The organism is Nocardia yamanashiensis NBRC 100130 (genome assembly GCF_001613325.1).
Classification (GTDB): Bacteria; Actinomycetota; Actinomycetes; order Mycobacteriales; family Mycobacteriaceae; genus Nocardia; species Nocardia yamanashiensis.
In genome coordinates this window covers 333,089-353,277 of record NZ_BDCD01000016.1, presented here as the reverse complement: position 1 = coordinate 353,277, position 20,189 = coordinate 333,089, and the positions used below count along the sequence as shown (strand labels likewise).

Below are 20,189 nucleotides of genomic sequence, written 5' to 3'. Positions count from 1 at the left end.
CTCCTCGGGCCGACCTTACGAGTGCGAGGCGCATCGCGGCAACGGATTTTCGTCCCGAGTGCAATACTTCGAATTGCGTGATACACCAATTCAATCCAACTGGTTGGAACGCGATCGACACAACCGGACACCTCCCGTACCATCGCCGTACGGGGAGCAGGCCGGTCGAACGGGGGAACGGTGCGAAGTCGTCTACCGGCGGCCACTCGCGATGCAGCGGAGTGGGTGCGCCGTTTCGCGCGGACCGCGCCGGGCGTGCTCGGAGCGGTCACCGCGATCCTGGTGATCGCCTGCCTGATATCGGGTCTGGTGTGCGCGAATCAGCTCAATGCCAAGATCGATCGGCGCGATACCGTGCTCGGCCATACCGAGCCATTGGCCGACGCGGCACAGCGTTTGTACGTGGCCTTGTCCGCGGCCGACGCGGCGGCCTCCAGCGCTTTCCTTTCCGGCGGCATCGAATCCCCGGAGGTGCGCACCCGCTACCGGCAGGCGCTGACCGATGCGGCGGTGGCGCTGTCCGAGGCCACCACCGGTGCTTCCGATGCGAAGACCCGCGAGATCGTGGCTCGCATCTCCTCCGAACTGCCCACCTACACCGGCTTGGTCGAGGCGGCGCGCGCCAACAATCGCCAGCAGTTGCCGGTCGGCGCGGCCTATCTGCGGCAGGCGTCCGCGCTCATGCAGACCTCGGTGCTGAAGAACGCCGAAGAGCTGGAACAGAATCGGCTGGCACGGCTGCGCGCCGACCAGGACGACATCACCGCGCTGCCCGGCACCGGCCTGCTGACCCTGCTGATCGTGGCCGCGCTGTGCGGGTACCTGTCGTGGGTGCTGTTGCGCCGCACCAACCGCCGGGTGAATGCCGGGGTGCTCACCGCGCTCGGCCTGACCGTGCTGGCGCTGCTGTGGATCTGCGTGGCCACCGTCGCCGCCACGCAGTCGATCGACGCCGGCGCGCACGGGGCCACCACGCGTTTCGAAACCCTGGCCAGGGCACGGATTCTCGCCCAGCAGGCGCGCACCGAGGAGACCCTGCAATTGGTCACCCGCGGCGATCTGACCGAGAGCGAGAAGCGTTTCGAGGCCCGCACCGGTGACCTGAAGTCCGCGGTCACCGCCGCCGCGGGCGCGGATTCGCCGGCGATGCGGGCGCTGACCAGCTGGCAGGACGGGCACAAGCTGGAAGTCGCCGCCTATCAGGGCAATGATTACAAGGGTGCGGTCGCCCAGTCCATCGGCACCGGGGCGGGCACCTCCGCCACCAAGTTCGGCGTCCTCGACGACACCCTGCGCGGTGAATTGGAGGCGGCGCGCACCGATGTCCGCGACGGCGTGGACGCCGCGGGCGATGCGCTGACGCTCAGCCCGTGGGGTGTGCTGGCGCTGCTGCTGGCGGCGGCGGCCGCCCTGGTGATCGGCGTGTGGCCGCGGTTGAAGGAGTTCCTGTGAGCGTGCGCGGTCGAATCACGGTGCTGGCCTTGGCCGCCGTGCTGCTGGGCGGTTGTGGGACCGCCGGGCCGGGCGATCCGTCGCTGAAACTGCCCGCCGGTGATCCGCTGCCGTCGGGGGCCGTCGAGGTGACCGAGGCGCCGAACCAGCGCGGCGATATCAGCTGCGATCCCACCGCCAGCCTGCGGCCGGGCAATCAGCCGCGCGCGGGAGCGATGCCGGCGGGTTCGAGCATGGCGGCCATCGTGCAGCGCGGTAAGTTGCGGGTCGGGGTGGATCAGAACCAATACCTGTTCGGGTTCCGCAATCCGGTGACCGGTCAGCTCGAGGGTTTCGATATCGATATCGCCCGCGAGGTGGCGCAGGATCTGTTCGGCGATCCGGAGAAGATCGAGCTGCATCCCATCGACGCCGCGCACCGGGTGCCCGCGCTCACCGGCGACGAAGTCGATATCGTGGTGCAGAATTTCACCGCCACCTGTGTGCGGCGGCAGGATATCCAGTTCTCCACCACCTATTTCGTGACCGATCAGCGCATCCTGACCACCAAGGGTTCCAGTATCCGGAACTCCGGCGATCTGGCCGGGAAACGGGTGTGCGCGGTATTCCGCACCACCACCATGGACGCCATCTTCGCGCTGAACCCGCGGCCGACGGTGATCGGCATGTCGAATTGGCTGGACTGCCTGACCGCAATGCAGCAGGGTCAGGTGGATGCGGTCAGCACCGATCTGCCGATTCTGTACGGGCTCAAGGAACAGGATCCGAATCTCGAAATCGTCGGCGAGGCCATGGCATTCGACACCTACGCGATCGGGGTGCAGAAGAAGTCCACGGATATGGTGCGTTTCGTGAACGGCGTGCTGGAACGCATTCGCGGCGACGGCACCTGGACGCGGCTCTACAATGCCCGCCTCACCGTGCTCGGTCCCGCGCCCGGCCCGCCCGCCGCCAAGTATTCCGAGTGACCGTCATGCAGGGGAATTCCGGATACATTCTCACCGTCGCCGAGATCGATCGCGAAATCGCCGAGCGGGAACGCGAAATCGAGGCGGTGGCCGCCACTCTGGTGGAATTGGACAAACATCCGGGCCTGCTCCTGCTGCGCCGTTTCCCCCCGACCGGCAAGACCGCCGTGCACTGGGCCCCGGCCCAGCGGAACCTGGATCTGCTCTGGGAGGACTTCGGCCGCCTGCGCACCATCCTGGATCAGGTCCGCACCGCCCGCGCCCGCCGCCGACTGGACGCCCTGGACCGCGAGGAACTCACCGCCCTGCTGCGCGGCCGCCCCCTGGAAGTCTCCCGCGACGCCATCCCCCTGTCCCGCCGCTCCCTGACCGGCCCCAGCCACCAGATCACCCGCGTCGGTTTCGCCGACACCCTCGACCGCATGCGCGAACTCTTCCCCGCCCTCATCGAAATCCTCGACGCCGTGGACACCGTCAACACCCGCGTCCTGGCCGAAATCACTCCGCTGCAAACCCAACTCGCCACGATCGGCGCTACCCGCACCGCCCGGCCACCCGCCAGGAGCGCCGGACCCGCGGAGGGCGCGGGCACCTCCGATGCGAGACGGTCGGCCGAGCCCGGCAGAGGTGCGGCAGACGGGATGTGGAAGGCGGGCGGCGGCGCGAGCGCGCGTTTCGACGGCGTAGCCGGCTTCCCCGAATTGCGCGAGCTGGCCCACGATCTCGCCGAACTGGCCACCCGTGCCGCCACCGACGCTTTGTCGCTGCCGCCCGCCGAGATCGATCGCCGACTCGCGGACCTGCACGACCGGATGCGCCGCGCCGCCGCCCTGATCGCCGAGCTCGATGCCATTGCCGCGCGGTGGGATGACGCGGTGGAGCGGACGCGCGGGCAGGTCGAGGCACTGCACCGCACCTATGAGCGCGCCGATCACGCGCGCGCCGCGGCCGAGCGCACCATCGTGACGGCCGCGCTGCCTGTGCACGCGGACGACAGCGCGGTGTTCGGTGCGGAACTCACTGCGCTCGAGGCCGATTCGCCCGATCCCGCCGCACTGTGGGAGTTGCGGCGTCGCCTCGCCGGGGCACAGAGCGTGGCCGGCGACGCCGAGGGGCTCGCGCAGGGGCTGCTCGATCGCCGGCAGGAGTTGAGCGGGCGGCTGGCTGCCTATCGGGCGAAGGCCGCGCGGCTGGGCGTGAGCGAGGATCGGGAAGTGCTCGCCGCCAGTAGCAATGCCGCCGGGCTGCTGTCGCGCCGGCCGTGCGATCTGGGTGCGGTCACCCGCGCCGTATCGGACTATCGCCAATTGATCGCGATGAAATCGGGGAGGGGATTGTGAACTGCACCGAGCCCGGGTGCACGGGAGTCATCGAGGACGGCTACTGCAACGTGTGCGGTGCCGCCCCGCCGACGCCCGGCACTATGAGCGCGGCCACAGGAGCCGGTAGTACACCGGGATTTGAGGCCGCCGGTCACTCCGTTGCAGCCGCTGGGGCGCAAGGGAATCCGGCCGCCCGCCACTCCGCCGCCGGAGCCGGTGGGTCGCCCGGACATTCGCCCACCGCCGCCGATATCTGTGCCGAACCGGGGTGCGGCGGGAAGATCAGCGACGGTTACTGCGAGGTGTGCGGTACCGCGCCCGGGCCGGTCGGGACGGCCGCCTTCTCTCCGTCCGCGACCACCCAGACCGGTGGTTCGAGCGCGAGCACCGGCAGCCGGTCGGGACGTGGGAGCGGCCGTTCGGTCCGCACCGGCCGGGGGTCCTCGGGTGCGACCCGCGGCCGGCTGGGCGCGGGCATGGTGAATGTCCCACGGGTGCCCCGGATTCAGCCGGTGTCGGCGGTGCTCGAGAACGCGCAGGTGCCGGAGCATCAGCGCTATTGCGGGAAGTGTGACCGGCCGGTCGGGCGGGGGCGCGATGGGCAGCCGGGGCGCGCGGAGGGTTTCTGCGGCCATTGCGGCACGCGGTTCTCCTTCACTCCCAAACTGTCCCGCGGCCAAGCGGTCGGCCAGTACGAGGTGCTGGGCCCCCTCGCGCACGGCGGGCTGGGCTGGATCTACCTGGCCGTCGACCACAAGGTGAACGATCGCCCGGTGGTGCTCAAGGGCCTGCTCAATACCGGCGACGCCGACGCCATGCGCGCCGCGGTGGCCGAGCGCCGCTTCCTGGCGCAGGTCGATCACCCGAATATCGTGCGCATCTACAACTTCGCGGAGGAGACCGGACCGGATGGGGAACCGGTCGGCTACATCGTGATGGAGTACGTCGGCGGCACCTCGCTCAAGCAGCTGCTGCGCCGCCACCGCGAGACCGAGGGCACGCATCTGCCGCCCGCCCGCGCCATCGCCTACGTGCTCGAAATGCTGCCCGCCCTGGGCTATCTGCACTCCTACGGCTGGGCCTACTGCGATTTCAAGCCCGACAACGTGATGCAGACCGAGGAACAGCTCAAGCTCATCGACCTGGGCGCGGTCATCGCCATGAACGACGAGCACAGCGCCATCTACGGCACCGCCGGCTATCAGGCCCCGGAGATCGCCGAGACCGGCCCGACCATCGCCACCGAGGTGTACACGGTGGGCCGCACCCTGGCGGTGCTGCTGATGAGCCTGCCGACCGAGAACGGCCGCCTGGGCCCGCTGCCCACCCCCGCCACCGAACCGGTGCTGGCCCGCCACGAATCGCTGTACCGATTCCTGTTGCGCGCCACCGACCCCGATCCGGAGGCCCGGTTCAGCTCCATGGAGGAGATGGCCGACCAGCTGACCGGCGTGCTGCGCGAGGTGCTCGCCACCGACGACGGCCTGCCCCGGCCCGGCCTGTCCGCCCGCTTCGGCCCGTCACGCGGCGTCTTCGGCGTGGGTGACGAACTGCCGGACGATCCGGCGAAACTCGTTGCCGCCCTTCCGGTCCCGCTGGTGGACCCGAACGACACCGGTGCGGCGCTGCTGGCCTCGACCAGCGCGGTCGAGCCGGAGATCCTGGAACGCGAACTCGCCGCCGGCCTGCGCTCGGTGGTGACCGGCCAGGCCGAATCGGTGGAGATCCCGCTCCGATTGGTCCGTGCCGCACTGGAATTCGGCGCCGTCGACGACGCGCTGCGCCGCCTGGACGAACTGGAGGATCCCCTGACCGGCGATTGGCGCCTCACCTGGTATCGCGGCCTGGCCCGGCTGCTGCAACGCGACTGGACTTCCGCCGCGGCCGAATTCGACGCGCTGTACACCGCGCTGCCCGGCGAGGCCGCGCCGAAACTGGCGCTGGCGGTCACCGCGGAGAACCTCGGCAATCACGGCAACGGCACCGATCCGGAGCCCGCCCGCCGCCGCGCCGCCACCTATTACGAGGCGGTGTGGCGCACCGATCGCGGTTACACCAGTGCGGCTTTCGGCCTGGCCCGCCTGCGCCGCCTGGCCCAGGACCGCGCCGGCGCCATCACCGTGCTGGATCAGGTCGATCGCGCCTCGGCCGTGCACACCGAGGCCGGTATCGCCGCGGTCGGCATCCTCCTCGACGTCGACCGTGACGGCCAGCTCACCGAGACGCTGCTGCGCGACGCGGGCGGCCGCGTCGAGGGACTGCGCCTGGATTCCAAACGCGTTGCCGCCCAAGCTCGTCTGCGCGTCCTCGACGCCGCCCTGCACTGGCTCACGCTGGGCCGCGTCCCGACCGGGCAGGCCCCGCTGCTGGGCAGCCCGCTCGATCAGCCGGGCGTGCGCACCGGCCTGGAACGCTGCTATCGCGATCTGGCCCGTGAAGCCGACGATATGTGGGAGCGCATCGCCCTGGTCGAACAGGCCAATTCGGTGCGCCCCAGGACCACGCTGTGACCGCCCGCTGCCCGGCCTGCGGCGCGCTCGCGGCCGATACCGACCATTTCTGCGAGGCCTGCGGCCACCGGCTGAGCACCCGCCGCGTCGCACTGCCGCCGCAACCCGCCGATCTCGCACAGTCCACGGAGGATCAGACCTTGCCCGAACTCACCGCAGCCCCGGCCCTGGCGACCGCGCTCAGCGGCGCCATCCCGCCGTTCACCGGCACCACCATGTCCTACGACTCGGGTGTCACCGCGTGTGAAGCCTGCGGCGGCAAGCATTTCGACACCGACGGCTATTGCGTGGACTGCGGTCAGCTCAGCGTGCGCCGGGACCGCTTCGAGGCCGATCTGGCTGCCACCGTGCTCATCACCGATCGCGGGATCCTGCACGAGCACAATGAGGATTCGGTCGCGGCGGCGGTGCTGGAGAACGCCGGCACCGTGGTGATCTCGGTCTGCGACGGCGTCTCGACCTCCGAGGATCCGCAGGCCGCGTCGGGTGCGGCGGCGCGCGCGGGCGTGGACGCCTGCCTGGCCGCGCTCACCATGGGCCGCCCGCCCGAGGAGGCCGTGCTGGCCGGGCTGGACGCGGCCGCGCAGGCGGTGCGCGAGATCGGCACCCCGGAGGGCAAATCCCCGTCCTGCACCTATGTGTCGGCCGTCGCCCAGCTCGCCCCGGACGGCAGCGCCCAGCTCACCGTGGTCAATATCGGTGACTCCCGCGCCTATTGGCTGCGCCCCGACTTCGCCGAGTCCACCCGCCTCACCCGCGACGATTCCCTGGCCCAGGCGCTGGTGGACACCGGCGTGATGGACGAGGACGCCGCCATGGACGCCCCGCACGCGCATGTGCTGACCCGCTGGCTGGGCGCGGACAGCGAACGCAAACCGTGGCCCGCCGATTGCGTGCGCAGCGTGCGGGTCACCGATCCCGGCGTGCTGCTGCTGTGCACGGACGGCCTGTGGAACTACCTTCCCGAGGCCGCCGCGCTGGCCCGTATCGCCACCGCGTATCCGGCGCTACCCGCCGCCCGGGCGCTGGTCGATCACGCGCTGCACGCGGGCGGCAAGGACAACATCAGTGTGGCGCTGGTTCCGGTGCCCAACCCGGTACAGGCAGGAGATGCCCGATGAGTTCCGTTACCGCAGCAGGCATTTCGGTCGCCGTCGATCAGAACGAATATCTGGCCGAGGGCGCCCGCACGGTGGACGCCATCGTCACCGTGGAGACCACCGACGAGCTGACCGTGGCCGCCCCGCCGCAGCAGCGGGTGGAGATCCTGATCATCGACTGTTCCGGTTCGATGGGCGGCCACGACAAGTTCGGCGGCGCCCGCCGCGCCACCCTGGCCGCGCTGGACGTGCTCGCCGACGGCACCCGGTTCGCCATCGTGGCCGGCACCGACAAGGCCGAGGTGGTGTTCCCCAAGGACGGCGCGTCCGCGGTGGCCGACCGGCACACCCGCGCCGCCGCCCGGCACGCGCTGGACAAGCTGCGGCCCTCCGGCGGCACCGCCATCGGCACCTGGCTGGGGTTGTCGCGCATCATCGCCCAGCATCATCCGGGGGCGATGGCGCACGCCATCCTGCTCACCGACGGCCAGAACGAGCACGAGACCCCGGAGCAGCTGGCCCGTGAGATCCAGGCGTCGGAAGGCGTGTTCACCTGCGATTGCCGCGGCGTCGGAACCGATTGGCGGGTGGACGAATTGCGATCCATCGCCTCCGCGCTGCACGGCACCGTGGACCTGATCAAGACCCCGGATCTGCTCGCCGCCGATTTCGCCGCCATGATGCAGAGCTCCATGGCCAAGTCGATTCCCGAACTGACGCTGCGGCTCTGGACACCGGTGGGGGCGCAGATCCGGTTCGTGAAGCAGGTCGCGCCGACCATCGAGGTGCTCACCGATCGCCGCCATCAAGTGGGGCCGCAGGTGGGTGAGTATCCGCTGGGTTCGTGGGGCGCGGAGGAACGCGACTATCACGTGCAACTGGAGGTGGAACCGGCCGCGCCCGGCCGCGAGAAGCTGGCCGCGCGGATCAGCGTGGTGCTGGGCGACGAGGTGGTGGGCCAGGGTCTGGTGAAGGCGGTGTGGACCACCGACACCGATCTGTCGGCGCGGATCAGCCGCCGGGTGGCGCATTACACCGGGCAGGCCGAGCTGGCGCAGGCGGTGCAGGAGGGGCTGGCCGCGCGCAAGGCGGGCGATCTCACCACCGCCACCGCGAAACTTCAGCGCGCGGTGCAGCTGGCCGCCGAGTCCGGCAACGACAACACCGCCAAACTCCTTGCGGCGGTGGTGGAAGTCGATGACCGGACCGGCACGGTGCGGCTGCGTTCGGCCATCGATCCGGCCGACGAGATGGCCCTGGATGTGCGTTCCACCAAGACCGCCCGGGTGCGAAAGGACGACTGATGCCCGCCTGCCCCGAAGGCCACCCGTCCACGGCGACCGACTACTGCGATGTGTGCGGATCGCCGATGGGCGCGGCCGCGCCGCCCGCCGCCCCGCTCGCGCCGCCGTGCCCGCAGTGCCGGTCGCCCCTGGAGGGCCGGTTCTGCGAGTACTGCGGTTACGATTCCGCGCTGGGCACCGCGCCCCGGATTGCCGCTCCCCCACCGGAATCCGTGGCGGAGGTGACCGGTGACCACGGCATCGCCGCGGGCACGGTGCTGTGGGTGGCCACGGTGACCGCGGATCAGGCGCACTATCAGCGCATGATCGCGCTCAAGGGCCCGGACCTGGATCGCGTCGACTTCCCCGTCTACTACCCGGAGCGCCGGATTCCCCTGCACGACACCGACATTCTGATCGGCAAGCGCAGCGAATCGCAGGGCGTGCACCCGCACATCGACCTGTCCATCGCCCCGGCGGATGTGGCGGTCTCGCGCTCGCACGCCATCCTGCACGTCGACGGCGACAGCATCGCGGTGACGGATCTGGGTTCGACCAACGGCACCTGCGTCAACGAGAGTTCCACGCCCATCCCGCCGCGCCGGCCGCTGCCGTTGCAATCCGGCGACCGGATTCACGTCGGCGGCTGGACCACCATCACGCTGACCGCCGAACGGTTCTGACTCAGCGCACCGAGCGGATGGGGGCGACCGCGAGCGCGCCGAGCACCGAGAGCAGGCCGCCGAACAGGAACAGCGGGGTGTAGCCGCCGAGACCGACCACCGCCGAGGCCACGAACGGGCCGAGGATCTGCGGTCCGGCATTGGCGATGTTCAGCACGCCCATATCGCGGGCGGCGTCCTCGGCCTTGGGCAGCACCATGGTGACCAGGGCGGTGTCCACGGCCATGAAACAGCCGAAGGCGAAACCGTTCACGGTCGCGAAGACCAGCATGCCGGGCCAGGTGGGGCTGAGGGCGGGGATGAGCTGGGCACCGGCGGCGAGCCCGGCGGAGATGCCGACGAACAGTTTGCGGCGGTTCAGGCGGTCGGACAGGACGCCGCCGATCACGGTGGAGATCGCCATGCCGACGGCGGCGATGGGGGTCAGGATCGCCACGGCGTCAGCGGGTTCCAGGCTCCCGGGCAGCCGGATATGGTCTTGCAGGATGTAGAGCTGGTAGCCGCTGACGGCGAAGTAGCCGAGCACGATGAGCGCGCGGCCGATGAACGCCCAGCGGAAGTCGTGCTCGCGCAGTACACCCAGGAAAGTGACGACCTGATCCCGCAGTGGCGCAGCCTGTTTCGGCGGCAGCCGCTGCTCCTTGGCACGCGTGGTGAACACCACCGCGGCCAGCGCGACCAGCGCACCGAGCGCGAGATATCCGGTGCGGTAATGGTCGGAGAAGCCGGACGCCAGCAGCACGCCGATGATCGATCCCACCGGCAGGCCCAAACCCACTGCCGCCGAGGCCGTTCCGCGCCGGTCCAACGGCACCCGGTCCGGCACCACCGAGGTGATCGCGGCTTGGTAGATGTTCATGACGGCCTGCCCGAGGCACCAGCAAATGGCCACCAGCAGCACGGTATTCACGCTGCCGAGCAGTCCCAGGGCGAGGATCGCCGCCAGTCCGCCGCCCAGGATCCACGGATTGCGCCGCCCGGAGCGATCCGACAGCGCGCCCGCGACCGGATTGAACACGGTCGCGAAGATGGCCGCCACACCGGCCACCAAGCCCAGGTTCGCCACCTTGTGGGCCGGATCGATGTGCTCGATCTGCAAGGGCAGCAATACCGATCCGACGCCCACGTACACCGCGTACATGGCCGCGTTGCCCAGGAACAGCAGGGGCAGCTGCCCGCGGTTCGGCGCGGCCACGGGTGGTGCGCCGACGACGGCGTCGGCATCGAAATCAGCCACGGTGAATCCCAAGCGGAGAGAAGCGGAAGCGTGAACTCCGGCCGCGGGCAGGCCGGATGGCGGGCCGCACGCGCGGCCCGCTCCGAACGGCCGGTCCCGCACGCGGCACGGGACCGGCCGCGGCTCAGCCGATGTCGGCGGTGAGCGGTAGCTCCATGACGGAGGTGCCGATATGGAGTGTGAAGCCGCCGGGCTCGACGGCCCAGCCGGCATCGGTCCAGTGCTCGAACGCGCGCCGCGGCAATTCGATGGTGGCGGTGACGGTTTCACCCGCTCCGGCCTCGACCAGCGCGAACCCGGCCAGCCAGCGCACCGGGCGATCGACGGCGCTGTGCTCGCGGGACAGGTACGCCTGCACCACCTGACGCCCGGCACGGTCGCCGGTATTGCGCACCGTGACGGTCGCGGTGCGCCCCGATACCGTGAGCCCGGACAGCTCCCAGCTGGTGTAGCCGAGGCCGTGCCCGAACGGATAGGCCGGGGCCACACCGGATTTCAGCCATGCCCGGTATCCGATGTGAATGCCCTCGTCGTAGGGCAGGCTGTTGTCCGGGTTCGGCTTGGTGTTGAGCACCGGCACATCGGCCATGGTCTTGGGCCAGGTGGTGGGCAACCGGCCGCCGGGTTCGGCCGCGCCGGTGAGCACATCGGCCAGCGCCGCGCCGAATTCCTGTCCCGGGAACCAGGCCAGCAGCACCGCGGCCACGTCGTCGCGCCACGGCATCTCCACGGGCGAACCGGAATTCACCACCACGATGGTGCGCGGGTTGACCGCCGCCACCGCCGCGACCAGTTCGTTCTGGCGGCCGGGCAGGGCGAGGTCGGTGCGGTCGAAGCCTTCGGATTCGATCTGCTCGGTGGTGCCGACCACGATCACCGCGACATCGGAGTTGCGCGCCAATTCGACCGCGGCGGCGAACTCTTCGTCGTCGGCGCGGCGCGGGCGGCCGATGGCGTAGGTGATGCCCATGGCGGGGAAGCCGCCGCCGGGCGTCAGGCGGATCAGCACGTCCACCTCGTCGCCCTCGGCGAGGGTGCGGGTGACGAAGCGCTGCGGCGGATTCAGCAGCATCTCCACCGGATCGCCGCCGTCGGGCATGACGGTGTCCTCGAGGACGGTCTCGCCGTCGATGCTCAGGCTCAGCGCGCCGACGCCCGCGAGCCCGATTCGCCATTCCCCGGCGGCGTCGGCCCGCAACCGGCCGCGCAGCTCGATGGTCTTGGCGGCCATGGCATTCGGATTGCCGAACAGCATGAGGCTGCCGGCGGTGCGATGTTCGGCCTCGAGCACCTCGTCACCGTCGAGGTAGCGCAGCGACAGCCCCGGCGTCCCGGTCTCGGGATCGGTGACCAGGGCCGGCGGCACCGGAATCAGGTTCTCGCTCAAGTGCACACCGGGCGTGTAGGTCACCGGCAGCGCGGCCGACAGCCCCTCCAGGGGTGAGGTGGTGTGCGCCGGAATGACCGTGGCGCTGCCGCCGCCCATGAAACGCGGTTCGGCGGCGGCGGACCCGAGCAGCGCCACCCGCGCGGGCTTGTCCAGGGGCAGCGTGCCGTCATTGGCGACCAGCACCATGGCCTTGGCGGCGGCCGCGCGCACCAGTTGCTGTGCGGCGGCGTCGGTGAACGGCGCGACCGCTTTGGGCTCGCCGTTCAATCCGCCGACCCGTTCGGCGAAACGCAGGATGCGCCGGACCTTCTCGTCGATGGCGGACTCGGGTACCTCGCCCTTGCGCACGGCCTCTTCCAGGGGCGCGCCCCAGGCCTCCCACGGTCCGGGCATGGCGATGTCGTTGCCCTTGGCCGCGCCGGTGGTGGAGCGCACCGCGGTCCAGTCCGACACCACCACGCCGTCAAACCCCCACTCGCCCTTCAGAGGCTCGTCGAGCAGGGTGTTCTCGGTCATGGTGACGCCGTCGACCGAGTTGTAGGCGGCCATGACCATCCACGCGCCGGCGGCCACCGACCGTTCGAACGGGTACAGATACAGCTCGCGCAGGGTCCGTTCGGAGGCGATCACGTCGGCGGTGAAGCGCTCGGTCTCGGAATCGTTGGCCACGTAATGCTTCGGGCAGGCGCTCACCCCGTGCTCCTGCACCGAGCGCACGTACGCATCCGCGATCTCGCCGGTCAGCACCGGATCCTCGGAGAAGCATTCGAAATGCCTGCCGCCCAACGGCGATCGATGCAGGTTGATGGTCGGCCCCAGCACCGCGTACACGTCCTTGCGGCGCGCCTCGGCCGCGATCAGCGCCCCGATCTCGGTGAGCAGCTCCCGATCCCAGGTGGCGGCCAGCGCCGTGCCCGAGGGCAGGCTCACCGACGGATCACGCTCATCCCACTGTTCACCGCGCACCCCGGACGGCCCGTCCGAGACCGGCATCTCCGCCAGCCCGATGCTCGGCTCCCCCGCGAACCGGAAGAACCCGGCCCCGGAGATCAGCTTGATCTTGGCGGGCAGGTCAAGCTTGCCGAGCAGATCCTCGATGCGGTCGCTCATGCCAGTTCCTTCCAGAAGTCGACCAGATCGGCCGTAACCTGTTCGGGCACATCCTCATTCGGCACATGGCCGTGACCGTGATAGACGGCGGTCCTCGCACCCAGCGCGGCGGCGAACTTCTCGTGCACGGCCGGGGCCCACAGATCATTGGTATCGCCGTAGGCGACCAGCAGCGGCACGCCCGTCTCGCGCAGTTCGGCCGGATCCTTGACGGGTGGCTCCTCCATCACCTTCAGAATGCCGAGGATGTTCGCCTGCTTGGTCGCGAGGATCCGGTCGTGCAGGAACTCGGCGCGACCGGGCGCGAAGGTGGTCCCCGCGGCGGTCATGGCGGCGTTCATCTGCTGCCAGATGGCTTCGCGCCCACCGGCTTCCACCATTTGCGCGACCAGCTGCGGCGGCGGGAAATCGATGTCCTCGATCGAGGAGGGCCCGGAGGCCAGCAGGGTGAAGCTGCGGAAGCGGCGCGGCGCGGCGATGACCGCGACCCGCGAGACGTAACCGCCGAAGGAATGCCCGACCAGATGCACTGGTTCGGCGGGCGACACCTGATCGATCACGCCGAGCAGGTCGCCGACGAAATCGGCCATGGCATAGCCGGACACCTCGTCCGGCCCGTCGGACTGATACTGCCCGCGCTGGTCGTAGGCCACCGCGCGATACCCGGCCGCCGCCAGCAGCGGGAGCATGTACTCGAAGTCTTCCTTGGATCCGGTGAAGCCCGGCACCAGCACCACCGTGCCGCGCGGCTCGACTCCGGCGGCCGGCGGAATCTCCCAGGCGGCGAGCGCTCCGGCTCCCCCTCGCAGGGTGATGGGCGTGATCGCCTCGCTGCTCCGACTCATCCCGGCTTCCCTTCCTCGCACGTCCCTGTACGGCTGGCACGAGTGTGCCAGCGGAGCACCCAGTCTACCGAGTGCCCACTCGGTACTGTTACCGTTTCGTTATTCGAGAAGGATTTTGCCTGATCAACGCACTTGGTTAGTGTGCCTGGTCATGAGCGAGAACCCGCAACGACGCTCCCGGGGCGAGGCCCGGCGCGAGCAGATCATCGACGAGGCGCTGCGGGCGTTCGCCGACAACGGCTATCGCGGGGCCTCCATCGCCGAGATCGCCGAGCGGTGCGGACTGTCGCAGCCGGGCCTGCTGCACTACTTCCCGAGCAAGGCGGCGCTGCTGGCGGCGGTGCTGGAACAGCGCGACCGGCTCGACTACGACCGCATGTCCGCGGGCCGCCCGCTGAGCGGCAAGGACGCGCTCATGCGGCTGGTGCAGCTGGTGGAGTACAACGAGCACGTGCCCGGGCTGGTGCGGTTGTTCACGGTGCTCACCAGCGAGGCCGTCACCGCGGACCATCCGGCGCACGAGTGGGCGGTGCGGCGGTACCGGAAATTCGGCGAGTATCTGGCGCAGGCGCTGGCGGACGGCCAGGCGGACGGGACGATTCGCGCCGAGGTGGATACCGTCGCGGTGGCCCGGCAGATCTCCGCCATGATGGACGGCCTGCAGCTGCAATGGCTGCTGGATCCGGAGCGGGTGGATATGCCGGGGCTGTTCCGCGCCTACATCGAAGAGCTCATCGCCGGGCTGTCGTAGCCGGGCGCTGGGCGGCGAACCAGGACAACAACTCCGGAGCGTCGACGGCGGAGGGGTCCACGACCTGCGCCGGATCCGCGCCCTGGAGCAGGCGTTTGAGCGGGACTTCGAGCTTCTTGCCGGTGCGGGTGTGGGGAATGCCCGGGGCGCAACGGATTTCGTCGGGGACGTGCCGGGGCGAGAGCTCGATGCGGATGACGGCGGCGATGCGCTGTTCCAGGATCGGGGTCAGCTCGTGGCCCGGCGCGGGGACGATGAACAACGGCATCCAGTACCCGCCGTGCGGCTCCTCGATACCGAGCACCAGCGCTTCGGCCACCTCGGGCAATGCTTCGACGGCCTGGTAGATATCGGCGCTGCCCATGCGAATTCCATTGCGGTTCAGGGTGGAATCCGAGCGGCCGTGCACGATGACGCCGCCGTGCGCGGTGCCGGTGATCCAGTCGCCGTGCCGCCACACCCCCGGGAAGGCGTCGAAATAGGCGTCGCGGTAGCGAGAGCCGTCGGCGTCGTTCCAGAAGCCGATGGGCATGGACGGCATGGGCGCGGTGACCACCAGTTCGCCGACCTCGCCGTACACCGGGACGCCGGCCTCGTTCCACGCCTCCAGCGCGACCCCGAGATACGGGGCCGACAGTTCGCCGGGCCGGACCGGGACCGTGCGCACGCCACCGGCGAAGGCCGACACCACATCGGTGCCGCCGCTGATCGAGGACACCGGAATGTGTTCGCCCACGGCGTCGCGCAGCCACAGCGACGAGGCCGGCGGGAGCGCGGATCCGGTGATGCCGACCAGCCGCAGCGCGCTCAGGTCGTGTGCGAGCGCCGGGATGACACCGGCTTTCTCGCACGACAGCACATAGCCGGGACTGGTGCCCAGCACGGTGGCGCGGGTACGAGCGGCCAACCCCCACAAGGCGTCCGGGCAGGAATAGGAGGGGCTGCCGTCGTAGCAGACGATGGTCGCGCCCACGAGCAGCCCGGCCACCTGGTAGTTCCACATCATCCAGCTGGGGCTGGTGTACCAGAAGAACGTGTCGTCGGATCCGATATCCGATTGCAGAGCAAGGGCTTTGAGATGTTCCAGCAGCACCCCGCCGTGACCGTGCACGATGCCCTTGGGCTTGCCGGTAGTACCGGAGGAGTACAGCACCCACAGCGGGTGATCGAATGCCACTGGTTCGACGGCCGGCAACCCGCCGCTGTGCCCCGGATCCTCGGTGGCGTCCTCCCAGCTCAGCGCGGCGGGCACGGTGAGCCCGAGCCGCGAGATCGCCACCGTCGCACGCAGACTCGGCAGCCCGGCCCGCAGTTCGGCGATCTCCGCGCGCTTGTCGTGCGCCTTGCCGCCATAGCGGTAACCGTCGGCGGTAACCAGCACGGTCGGCTCCAACTGCCCGAGCCGGTCCAGCGCCGCCTTGGCCGTGTAGTCCTGCCCGCACGCACTCCAGGTCGCCCCCAGGCTAGCGGTGGCCAGAAACGCGATGACCGCCTCCGGAATATTGGGCAGGTACCCGGCGACCCGGTCCCCCGGCCGCACCCCGAGCTCACGCAACGACTGCGCGAGAACAGCAGTGCGGGAGAGCATGTCATCCCACGACAGCTCACGCGGTGGCGTGTCCTCACCCAATCCGACAATGGCCGGCCGGTCGGTACGCGCCTGCCGCAACACCTGCTCGACATAGTTGAGCCGAACGCCGGGAAACCACCGCGCCCCGGGCATGGCGGCCTCGGCGAGTACCGCACCGGGAATCTCCCCGAGCTCGAAGTACTCCCACACCGCCCGCCAGAAAGCGGCGATATCGCCGACCGACCACTGCCACAGCGCCCGATAGTCATCGGTCCGCACCCCGTATCGCCGCTCCACGAAGCGGGCGAAGTCGGTGATGCGCGCCTCGTCCATATCGGCCTTGCTCGGAACCCATTGCGGCACGTTCCCATTCGCCGCGGTCGCGTTCTCGGTGCGGTTCATCGCGCGCTCCACCCGCCGTCCATGGTGTAGGACGCGCCGGTGACCATCCGTGCCTGGTCGGTGGACAGCCACGCCACCAGGGAGGCCACTTCCTCCGGTTCAACCAGGTGCTTGACGGCGTTCTCGGTCAGCATGATCCGTTCCACCACTTCCTGCTCCGGGATGCCGTGCGCCTTGGCCTGATCGGCGATCTGCTTGTCCACCAGCGGGGTTCGCACGTAGCCGGGATTGACGCAGTTGCTGGTCACCCCGTGCGGGCCGCCTTCGAGCGCGGTCACCTTCGACAGTCCTTCCAGGGCGTGTTTGGCGGTGACGTACGCGGATTTGAAGGCCGAGGCCCGCAGTCCGTGCACCGAGGACACATTCACGATCCGGCCGAACCCCCGCGCGTACATGTGCGGCAGGGCGGCGCGGGTGAGCAGGAACGGGGCCTCCACCATGAGCGCCAGCATTTCGCGGAAGCGCTGCGGCGGGAAGTCGGTGATCGGGCTGACCGTCTGCACCCCGGCATTGTTGACCAGGATGTCGGCGTCCAGCCGCAGCTCCTCCAGCGCGGTCACGTCCAGCAGATCCACTTCCCAAGCGCTACCGCCGATCTCGGCCGCGACCTGCTTGGCGCCGAGCCCGTCGATATCGGCCACGGTGACGGTCGCCCCGCACGCGGCCAGCTCCCGCGCACAGGCCGCGCCGATCCCGCTCGCGCCACCGGTCACCAGCGCCGTCCGCCCGCTCAGGTCTCCGCGTAGGGGTCCGGTCGTCCCGCTCATGCCACCCGCACCTTCGAATTCGATTCCGCCGCCAGCATTTCCGCATCCGCCCGGTCCACCTCGGCCAGGTCCGCGCCCTTGGTCTCGCGGGCGAAGAACACCGCCACCACGGTGATGGCGCAGGCGCCCGCCAGGTAGAAGGCGATCGGCACCGAGGAGTGGTAGGTGTCCAGGAGCTTCACCGCGATGATCGGCGCCAGCGAACCGGCCACGATGGAGGTCACCTGATAGCCCAGGGACACACCGGAATACCGCATGCGGGTCGGGAACATCTCGGCCATGATGGCCGGCTGCGCGGCGTACATGAACGCGTGGAACACCAGGCCGATGATGATGGCCGACAGGATCACCGCATTGTGCTTGGAATCCATCATGGGGAAGGCGAAGAAGCCCCAGGTGCCCGCGGCGAGCGCGCCGATCAGGTAGATGGGCCGCCGCCCGTAGCGGTCGCTGAGCCGTCCCACCACCGGGATCACCAGGAAGTGCACGGTGTGCGCGGCCAGCAGCCACCACAGGATCACCTTGGTGTTCGCGCCCACATGGACTTTCAGATAGGTGATGGAGAAGGTGACGATCAGGTAGTAGCTGATGTTCTCGCCGAACCGCAGGCCCATGGCGGTGAGCACGCCGCGCGGATACCGCTTGAGCACCTCGAGCGCACTGAACGAGGCGGCCTTCTCCTGTTCCGCGAGCTGTTGCGCGGCAACGAAGATCGGCGCGTCGGTGATCTGCCGGCGCACGTAGTAGCCGACCAGCACCACCACCGCCGACAGCCAGAACGCCACCCGCCAGCCCCAGGACAGGAAGGCGGCATCCGACAGCGTGGAGGTCAGCGCCAGCAGCACGACGGTGGCGAGCATATTGCCCACCGGCACCGCCGCCTGCGGCCAGGAGGCCCAGAACGCGCGGCTCTTGCTCGGACTGTGTTCGGCGACAAGGAGAACCGCGCCGCCCCATTCGCCGCCGACCGCGAAGCCCTGGATGAAGCGCAGGGCGACCAGCAGCGCCGGGGCGAGATAGCCGACCTGCCCGAAGGTCGGCAGGCAGCCCATCAGGAAGGTGGAGGCGCCGACCAGGATCAGGCTCAGCTGCAACAGTTTCTTGCGCCCGTACTTGTCGCCGAAGTGCCCGAACACCACCCCGCCCAGCGGCCGGGCCGCGAATCCGACGGCATAGGTGATGAACGCCGCCAGGATGGCGTCCAGATCGCTGGTGCCCTTGGCGAAGAACACCTTGTTGAACACCAGCGTCGCCGCCGTGCCGTACAGGAAGAACTCGTACCACTCGACGACGGTCCCCGCCATCGAGGCGGCCACTACTCGCCGTAATCCGGCGAGCGCCGACCCCGGCTCCGGTTCCGAAACCCGGACGCTCATCGCGCACTCCTTCACGCTCGGGCCGCCACACCCTCATCGTGTGACGGGGCCCACAAACTTCGATGCCAAGGAGTATTCGTGCACATCTGAACGCGGTGCAATGACCAGTTCCGCAAGTGCAATCTGCAGGATTGCAGATAAGTCCGTGACCTGCGCCACTCCGTACCCAGCACCCGGATCAATCAAACCGAAAGGTCGCGATTCGGTCTCGGACGGGCCGCGCCTGCACGGGACCGGGCCGGATGCGTCGTAACGTCGCGAGTCATGACGGAGAAAAAGCTCATCGGCCTGCTCGTCGGTGCGTTTGTTTGTGCCGCCGTATTCACCTTCAACCCCACCCCCGCCGGTGCCTCCGGTGATGTCGGAACACCCGGGGGACCCGTTCCCAGCAATGCTCCACACGGCTCCACCCCCGCCGGCGCGCTGCCGGTTCCGGAAAGGCCCGTGCCCGCACCGGAAAAGATTCTCCCCGCCAGCCCGCCCGGTGGAGGTTTCCTCTGCCCGACACCCTGATCAGTACCGGACGTTGTTCCGAACCGCGAAACTATGGGCCCCTCCGGCCTGGCCGGAGGGGCTTTTTCGCGCCCGGACACAGGGATAGGTAACCGGCGGCGAACACGATCAGCACCGCCCCGGCGACGACGGCGGGCGTCAGGGCGATGGGATAGAACGCGGCGGAATAGACCAGGGTGAGCACCGGGCTGATGGTCCGGATGGCATTGGCCTCGTTCGACGGAATGCGTTTGAGCGCCTCGTAGAACAGGATCAGGCCCAGGAAGCCGTTGAGGAAGGACGCCAGGCAGATCCACGCCGTGCCGCCGTTGACCGGCACAGCGCCTTCCGAGAGCAGGGCCGCGGGTAGCAGCGGAATCAGCGTGCAGACATTGATCGTGAAGAGAGTGTCGTTCGAATCTTGTTCGGGGGCGAGGCGTTTGATCAGGACATTGGTCATCGCGAAGAACGCGGCGTAGGCGAGCACGGCCAGCACGCCGAAAGCCGGTGCGGTCGCCGAGCCGGAACCCGTGAACAGCAGGCCGCCGCACACGATGACCAGCAGGCAGGCGCCGCCGATGGCGGAAACGCGTTCGGCCAGCAGCCAATAGGAGAAGGCGGTCGCGAACAAGATGTAGGAGCGGCTGTAGAAGCCGACCTGCGCGGGGGCCAGCCACACCGCGGACAGATAGAGCAGGGTCAAGCCCGCGGCGTTCGCTGCCGTGATCAGCAGCATCGGGGCGGTGGGAATCAGCATCGGACGGCGCTTGCGGATCAGGCCGAATGCCAGGCACCCGGCCGATCCGATGGCGGCGCTCAATACCGATCCCCACAGCGGCCCCACGCCCGCGGTGACGCCGAACTTGTTGAACAGCGGAGCCGAGGCCATGATCGCCACGGACAGCAGTTGCATGAGGTGGCCGGGCCGGAC

General features: G+C 69.5%; 16 protein-coding genes. 8 read left to right on the top strand and 8 right to left on the bottom strand.

The genetic code is table 11. The features are described from left to right. The first annotated feature begins 180 nt into the window (after positions 1–180). The 3 genes from NY1_RS18215 to NY1_RS43015 are packed head-to-tail and all read left to right on the top strand — an operon-like array spanning position 181 to position 3,760. Positions 181–1,452, top strand: coding sequence for a GlnX family signal transduction membrane protein (locus NY1_RS18215; RefSeq protein ID WP_233434375.1), 1,272 nt, complete (start codon positions 181–183; stop codon positions 1,450–1,452). Continuing rightward, positions 1,449–2,420: a glutamate ABC transporter substrate-binding protein gene (locus NY1_RS18210; protein WP_233434374.1), complete on the top strand. Its 972-nt coding sequence runs from the start codon at positions 1,449–1,451 to the stop codon at positions 2,418–2,420. Before NY1_RS18215 ends, NY1_RS18210 begins: the two co-directional genes overlap by 4 nt. Beyond that, entirely contained in the window at positions 2,417–3,760 is a 1,344-nt protein-coding gene (locus NY1_RS43015) for a hypothetical protein (RefSeq protein WP_439956022.1), read from the top strand. Before NY1_RS18210 ends, NY1_RS43015 begins: the two co-directional genes overlap by 4 nt. A gap of 274 nt (positions 3,761–4,034) precedes the next feature. Here NY1_RS43015 and NY1_RS45555 read toward each other — a convergent pair whose 3' ends face one another. Beyond that, positions 4,035–4,220, bottom strand: a complete 186-nt coding sequence (locus tag NY1_RS45555) for a hypothetical protein (RefSeq protein WP_439956021.1) — start codon at positions 4,218–4,220, stop codon at positions 4,035–4,037. Between NY1_RS45555 and NY1_RS18200 the strand changes: the two genes are divergently transcribed. From NY1_RS18200 to NY1_RS18185, 4 genes are read left to right on the top strand one after another with little or no spacing between them, the layout of a single operon-like run. Beyond that, complete coding sequence (locus NY1_RS18200; protein WP_439956020.1) at positions 4,219–6,252, top strand: serine/threonine-protein kinase; 2,034 nt, start codon at positions 4,219–4,221, stop codon at positions 6,250–6,252. The two genes, NY1_RS45555 and NY1_RS18200, sit on opposite strands and share 2 nt — an antisense overlap. After that, on the top strand, positions 6,249–7,373 hold the full coding sequence (locus NY1_RS18195) for a PP2C family protein-serine/threonine phosphatase (protein ID WP_067714294.1): 1,125 nt from the start codon (positions 6,249–6,251) through the stop codon (positions 7,371–7,373). Before NY1_RS18200 ends, NY1_RS18195 begins: the two co-directional genes overlap by 4 nt. Further along, the gene (locus NY1_RS18190) at positions 7,370–8,656 is read left to right on the top strand and encodes a vWA domain-containing protein (RefSeq protein WP_067714291.1); all 1,287 of its coding nucleotides are present in this window, start codon (positions 7,370–7,372) and stop codon (positions 8,654–8,656) included. Before NY1_RS18195 ends, NY1_RS18190 begins: the two co-directional genes overlap by 4 nt. Further along, positions 8,656–9,318 (top strand): FHA domain-containing protein, encoded by a 663-nt coding sequence (locus NY1_RS18185; protein ID WP_067714288.1) that lies wholly within the window; start codon positions 8,656–8,658, stop codon positions 9,316–9,318. Before NY1_RS18190 ends, NY1_RS18185 begins: the two co-directional genes overlap by 1 nt. 1 nt (position 9,319) lies before the next feature. Here NY1_RS18185 and NY1_RS18180 read toward each other — a convergent pair whose 3' ends face one another. The 3 genes from NY1_RS18180 to NY1_RS18170 all read right to left on the bottom strand — a co-directional run bounded on the left by NY1_RS18180 (position 9,320) and on the right by NY1_RS18170 (position 13,900). Then, on the bottom strand, positions 9,320–10,555 hold the full coding sequence (locus NY1_RS18180; RefSeq protein ID WP_067714573.1) for an MFS transporter: 1,236 nt from the start codon (positions 10,553–10,555) through the stop codon (positions 9,320–9,322). Between the two features lie 124 nt (positions 10,556–10,679). Next, the gene (locus NY1_RS18175) at positions 10,680–13,055 is read right to left on the bottom strand and encodes a beta-glucosidase (protein ID WP_067714285.1); all 2,376 of its coding nucleotides are present in this window, start codon (positions 13,053–13,055) and stop codon (positions 10,680–10,682) included. After that, on the bottom strand, positions 13,052–13,900 hold the full coding sequence (locus tag NY1_RS18170; protein WP_067714282.1) for an alpha/beta fold hydrolase: 849 nt from the start codon (positions 13,898–13,900) through the stop codon (positions 13,052–13,054). Before NY1_RS18170 ends, NY1_RS18175 begins: the two co-directional genes overlap by 4 nt. Before the next feature lie 151 nt (positions 13,901–14,051). On the opposite strand from NY1_RS18170, the gene NY1_RS18165 reads away from it, so the two are divergent. Next, positions 14,052–14,651, top strand: coding sequence for a TetR/AcrR family transcriptional regulator (locus NY1_RS18165; RefSeq protein WP_067714570.1), 600 nt, complete (start codon positions 14,052–14,054; stop codon positions 14,649–14,651). Here the strand turns inward: NY1_RS18165 and NY1_RS18160 are convergent. The 4 genes from NY1_RS18160 to NY1_RS18145 form a co-directional block, all read right to left on the bottom strand. Continuing rightward, entirely contained in the window at positions 14,632–16,623 is a 1,992-nt protein-coding gene (locus NY1_RS18160; RefSeq protein ID WP_067714567.1) for an acetoacetate--CoA ligase, read from the bottom strand. The genes NY1_RS18165 and NY1_RS18160 overlap by 20 nt on opposite strands. Continuing rightward, the gene (locus tag NY1_RS18155; RefSeq protein ID WP_067714280.1) at positions 16,620–17,390 is read right to left on the bottom strand and encodes a 3-hydroxybutyrate dehydrogenase; all 771 of its coding nucleotides are present in this window, start codon (positions 17,388–17,390) and stop codon (positions 16,620–16,622) included. Before NY1_RS18155 ends, NY1_RS18160 begins: the two co-directional genes overlap by 4 nt. Next, the gene (locus NY1_RS18150) at positions 17,387–18,766 is read right to left on the bottom strand and encodes an MFS transporter (protein ID WP_067714277.1); all 1,380 of its coding nucleotides are present in this window, start codon (positions 18,764–18,766) and stop codon (positions 17,387–17,389) included. Before NY1_RS18150 ends, NY1_RS18155 begins: the two co-directional genes overlap by 4 nt. Positions 18,767–19,310: 544 nt before the next feature. Further along, on the bottom strand, positions 19,311–20,171 hold the full coding sequence (locus tag NY1_RS18145; protein ID WP_067714274.1) for a DMT family transporter: 861 nt from the start codon (positions 20,169–20,171) through the stop codon (positions 19,311–19,313). Positions 20,172–20,189: the final 18 nt, after the last annotated feature.

Coding starts and splice junctions, on each gene's coding strand:
- NY1_RS18200 (WP_439956020.1), top strand. CDS start 4,219: ATGGTGAATGTCCCACGGGTGCCCCGGATTCAGCCGGTGTCGGCGGTG.
- NY1_RS45555 (WP_439956021.1), bottom strand. CDS start 4,220: ATGCCCGCGCCCAGCCGGCCGCGGGTCGCACCCGAGGACCCCCGGCCG.
- NY1_RS18190 (WP_067714291.1), top strand. CDS start 7,370: ATGAGTTCCGTTACCGCAGCAGGCATTTCGGTCGCCGTCGATCAGAAC.
- NY1_RS18185 (WP_067714288.1), top strand. CDS start 8,656: ATGCCCGCCTGCCCCGAAGGCCACCCGTCCACGGCGACCGACTACTGC.
- NY1_RS18175 (WP_067714285.1), bottom strand. CDS start 13,055: ATGAGCGACCGCATCGAGGATCTGCTCGGCAAGCTTGACCTGCCCGCC.
- NY1_RS18170 (WP_067714282.1), bottom strand. CDS start 13,900: ATGAGTCGGAGCAGCGAGGCGATCACGCCCATCACCCTGCGAGGGGGA.
- NY1_RS18165 (WP_067714570.1), top strand. CDS start 14,052: ATGAGCGAGAACCCGCAACGACGCTCCCGGGGCGAGGCCCGGCGCGAG.
- NY1_RS18160 (WP_067714567.1), bottom strand. CDS start 16,623: ATGAACCGCACCGAGAACGCGACCGCGGCGAATGGGAACGTGCCGCAA.
- NY1_RS18155 (WP_067714280.1), bottom strand. CDS start 17,390: ATGAGCGGGACGACCGGACCCCTACGCGGAGACCTGAGCGGGCGGACG.
- NY1_RS18150 (WP_067714277.1), bottom strand. CDS start 18,766: ATGAGCGTCCGGGTTTCGGAACCGGAGCCGGGGTCGGCGCTCGCCGGA.
- NY1_RS18145 (WP_067714274.1), bottom strand. CDS start 20,171: ATGCAACTGCTGTCCGTGGCGATCATGGCCTCGGCTCCGCTGTTCAAC.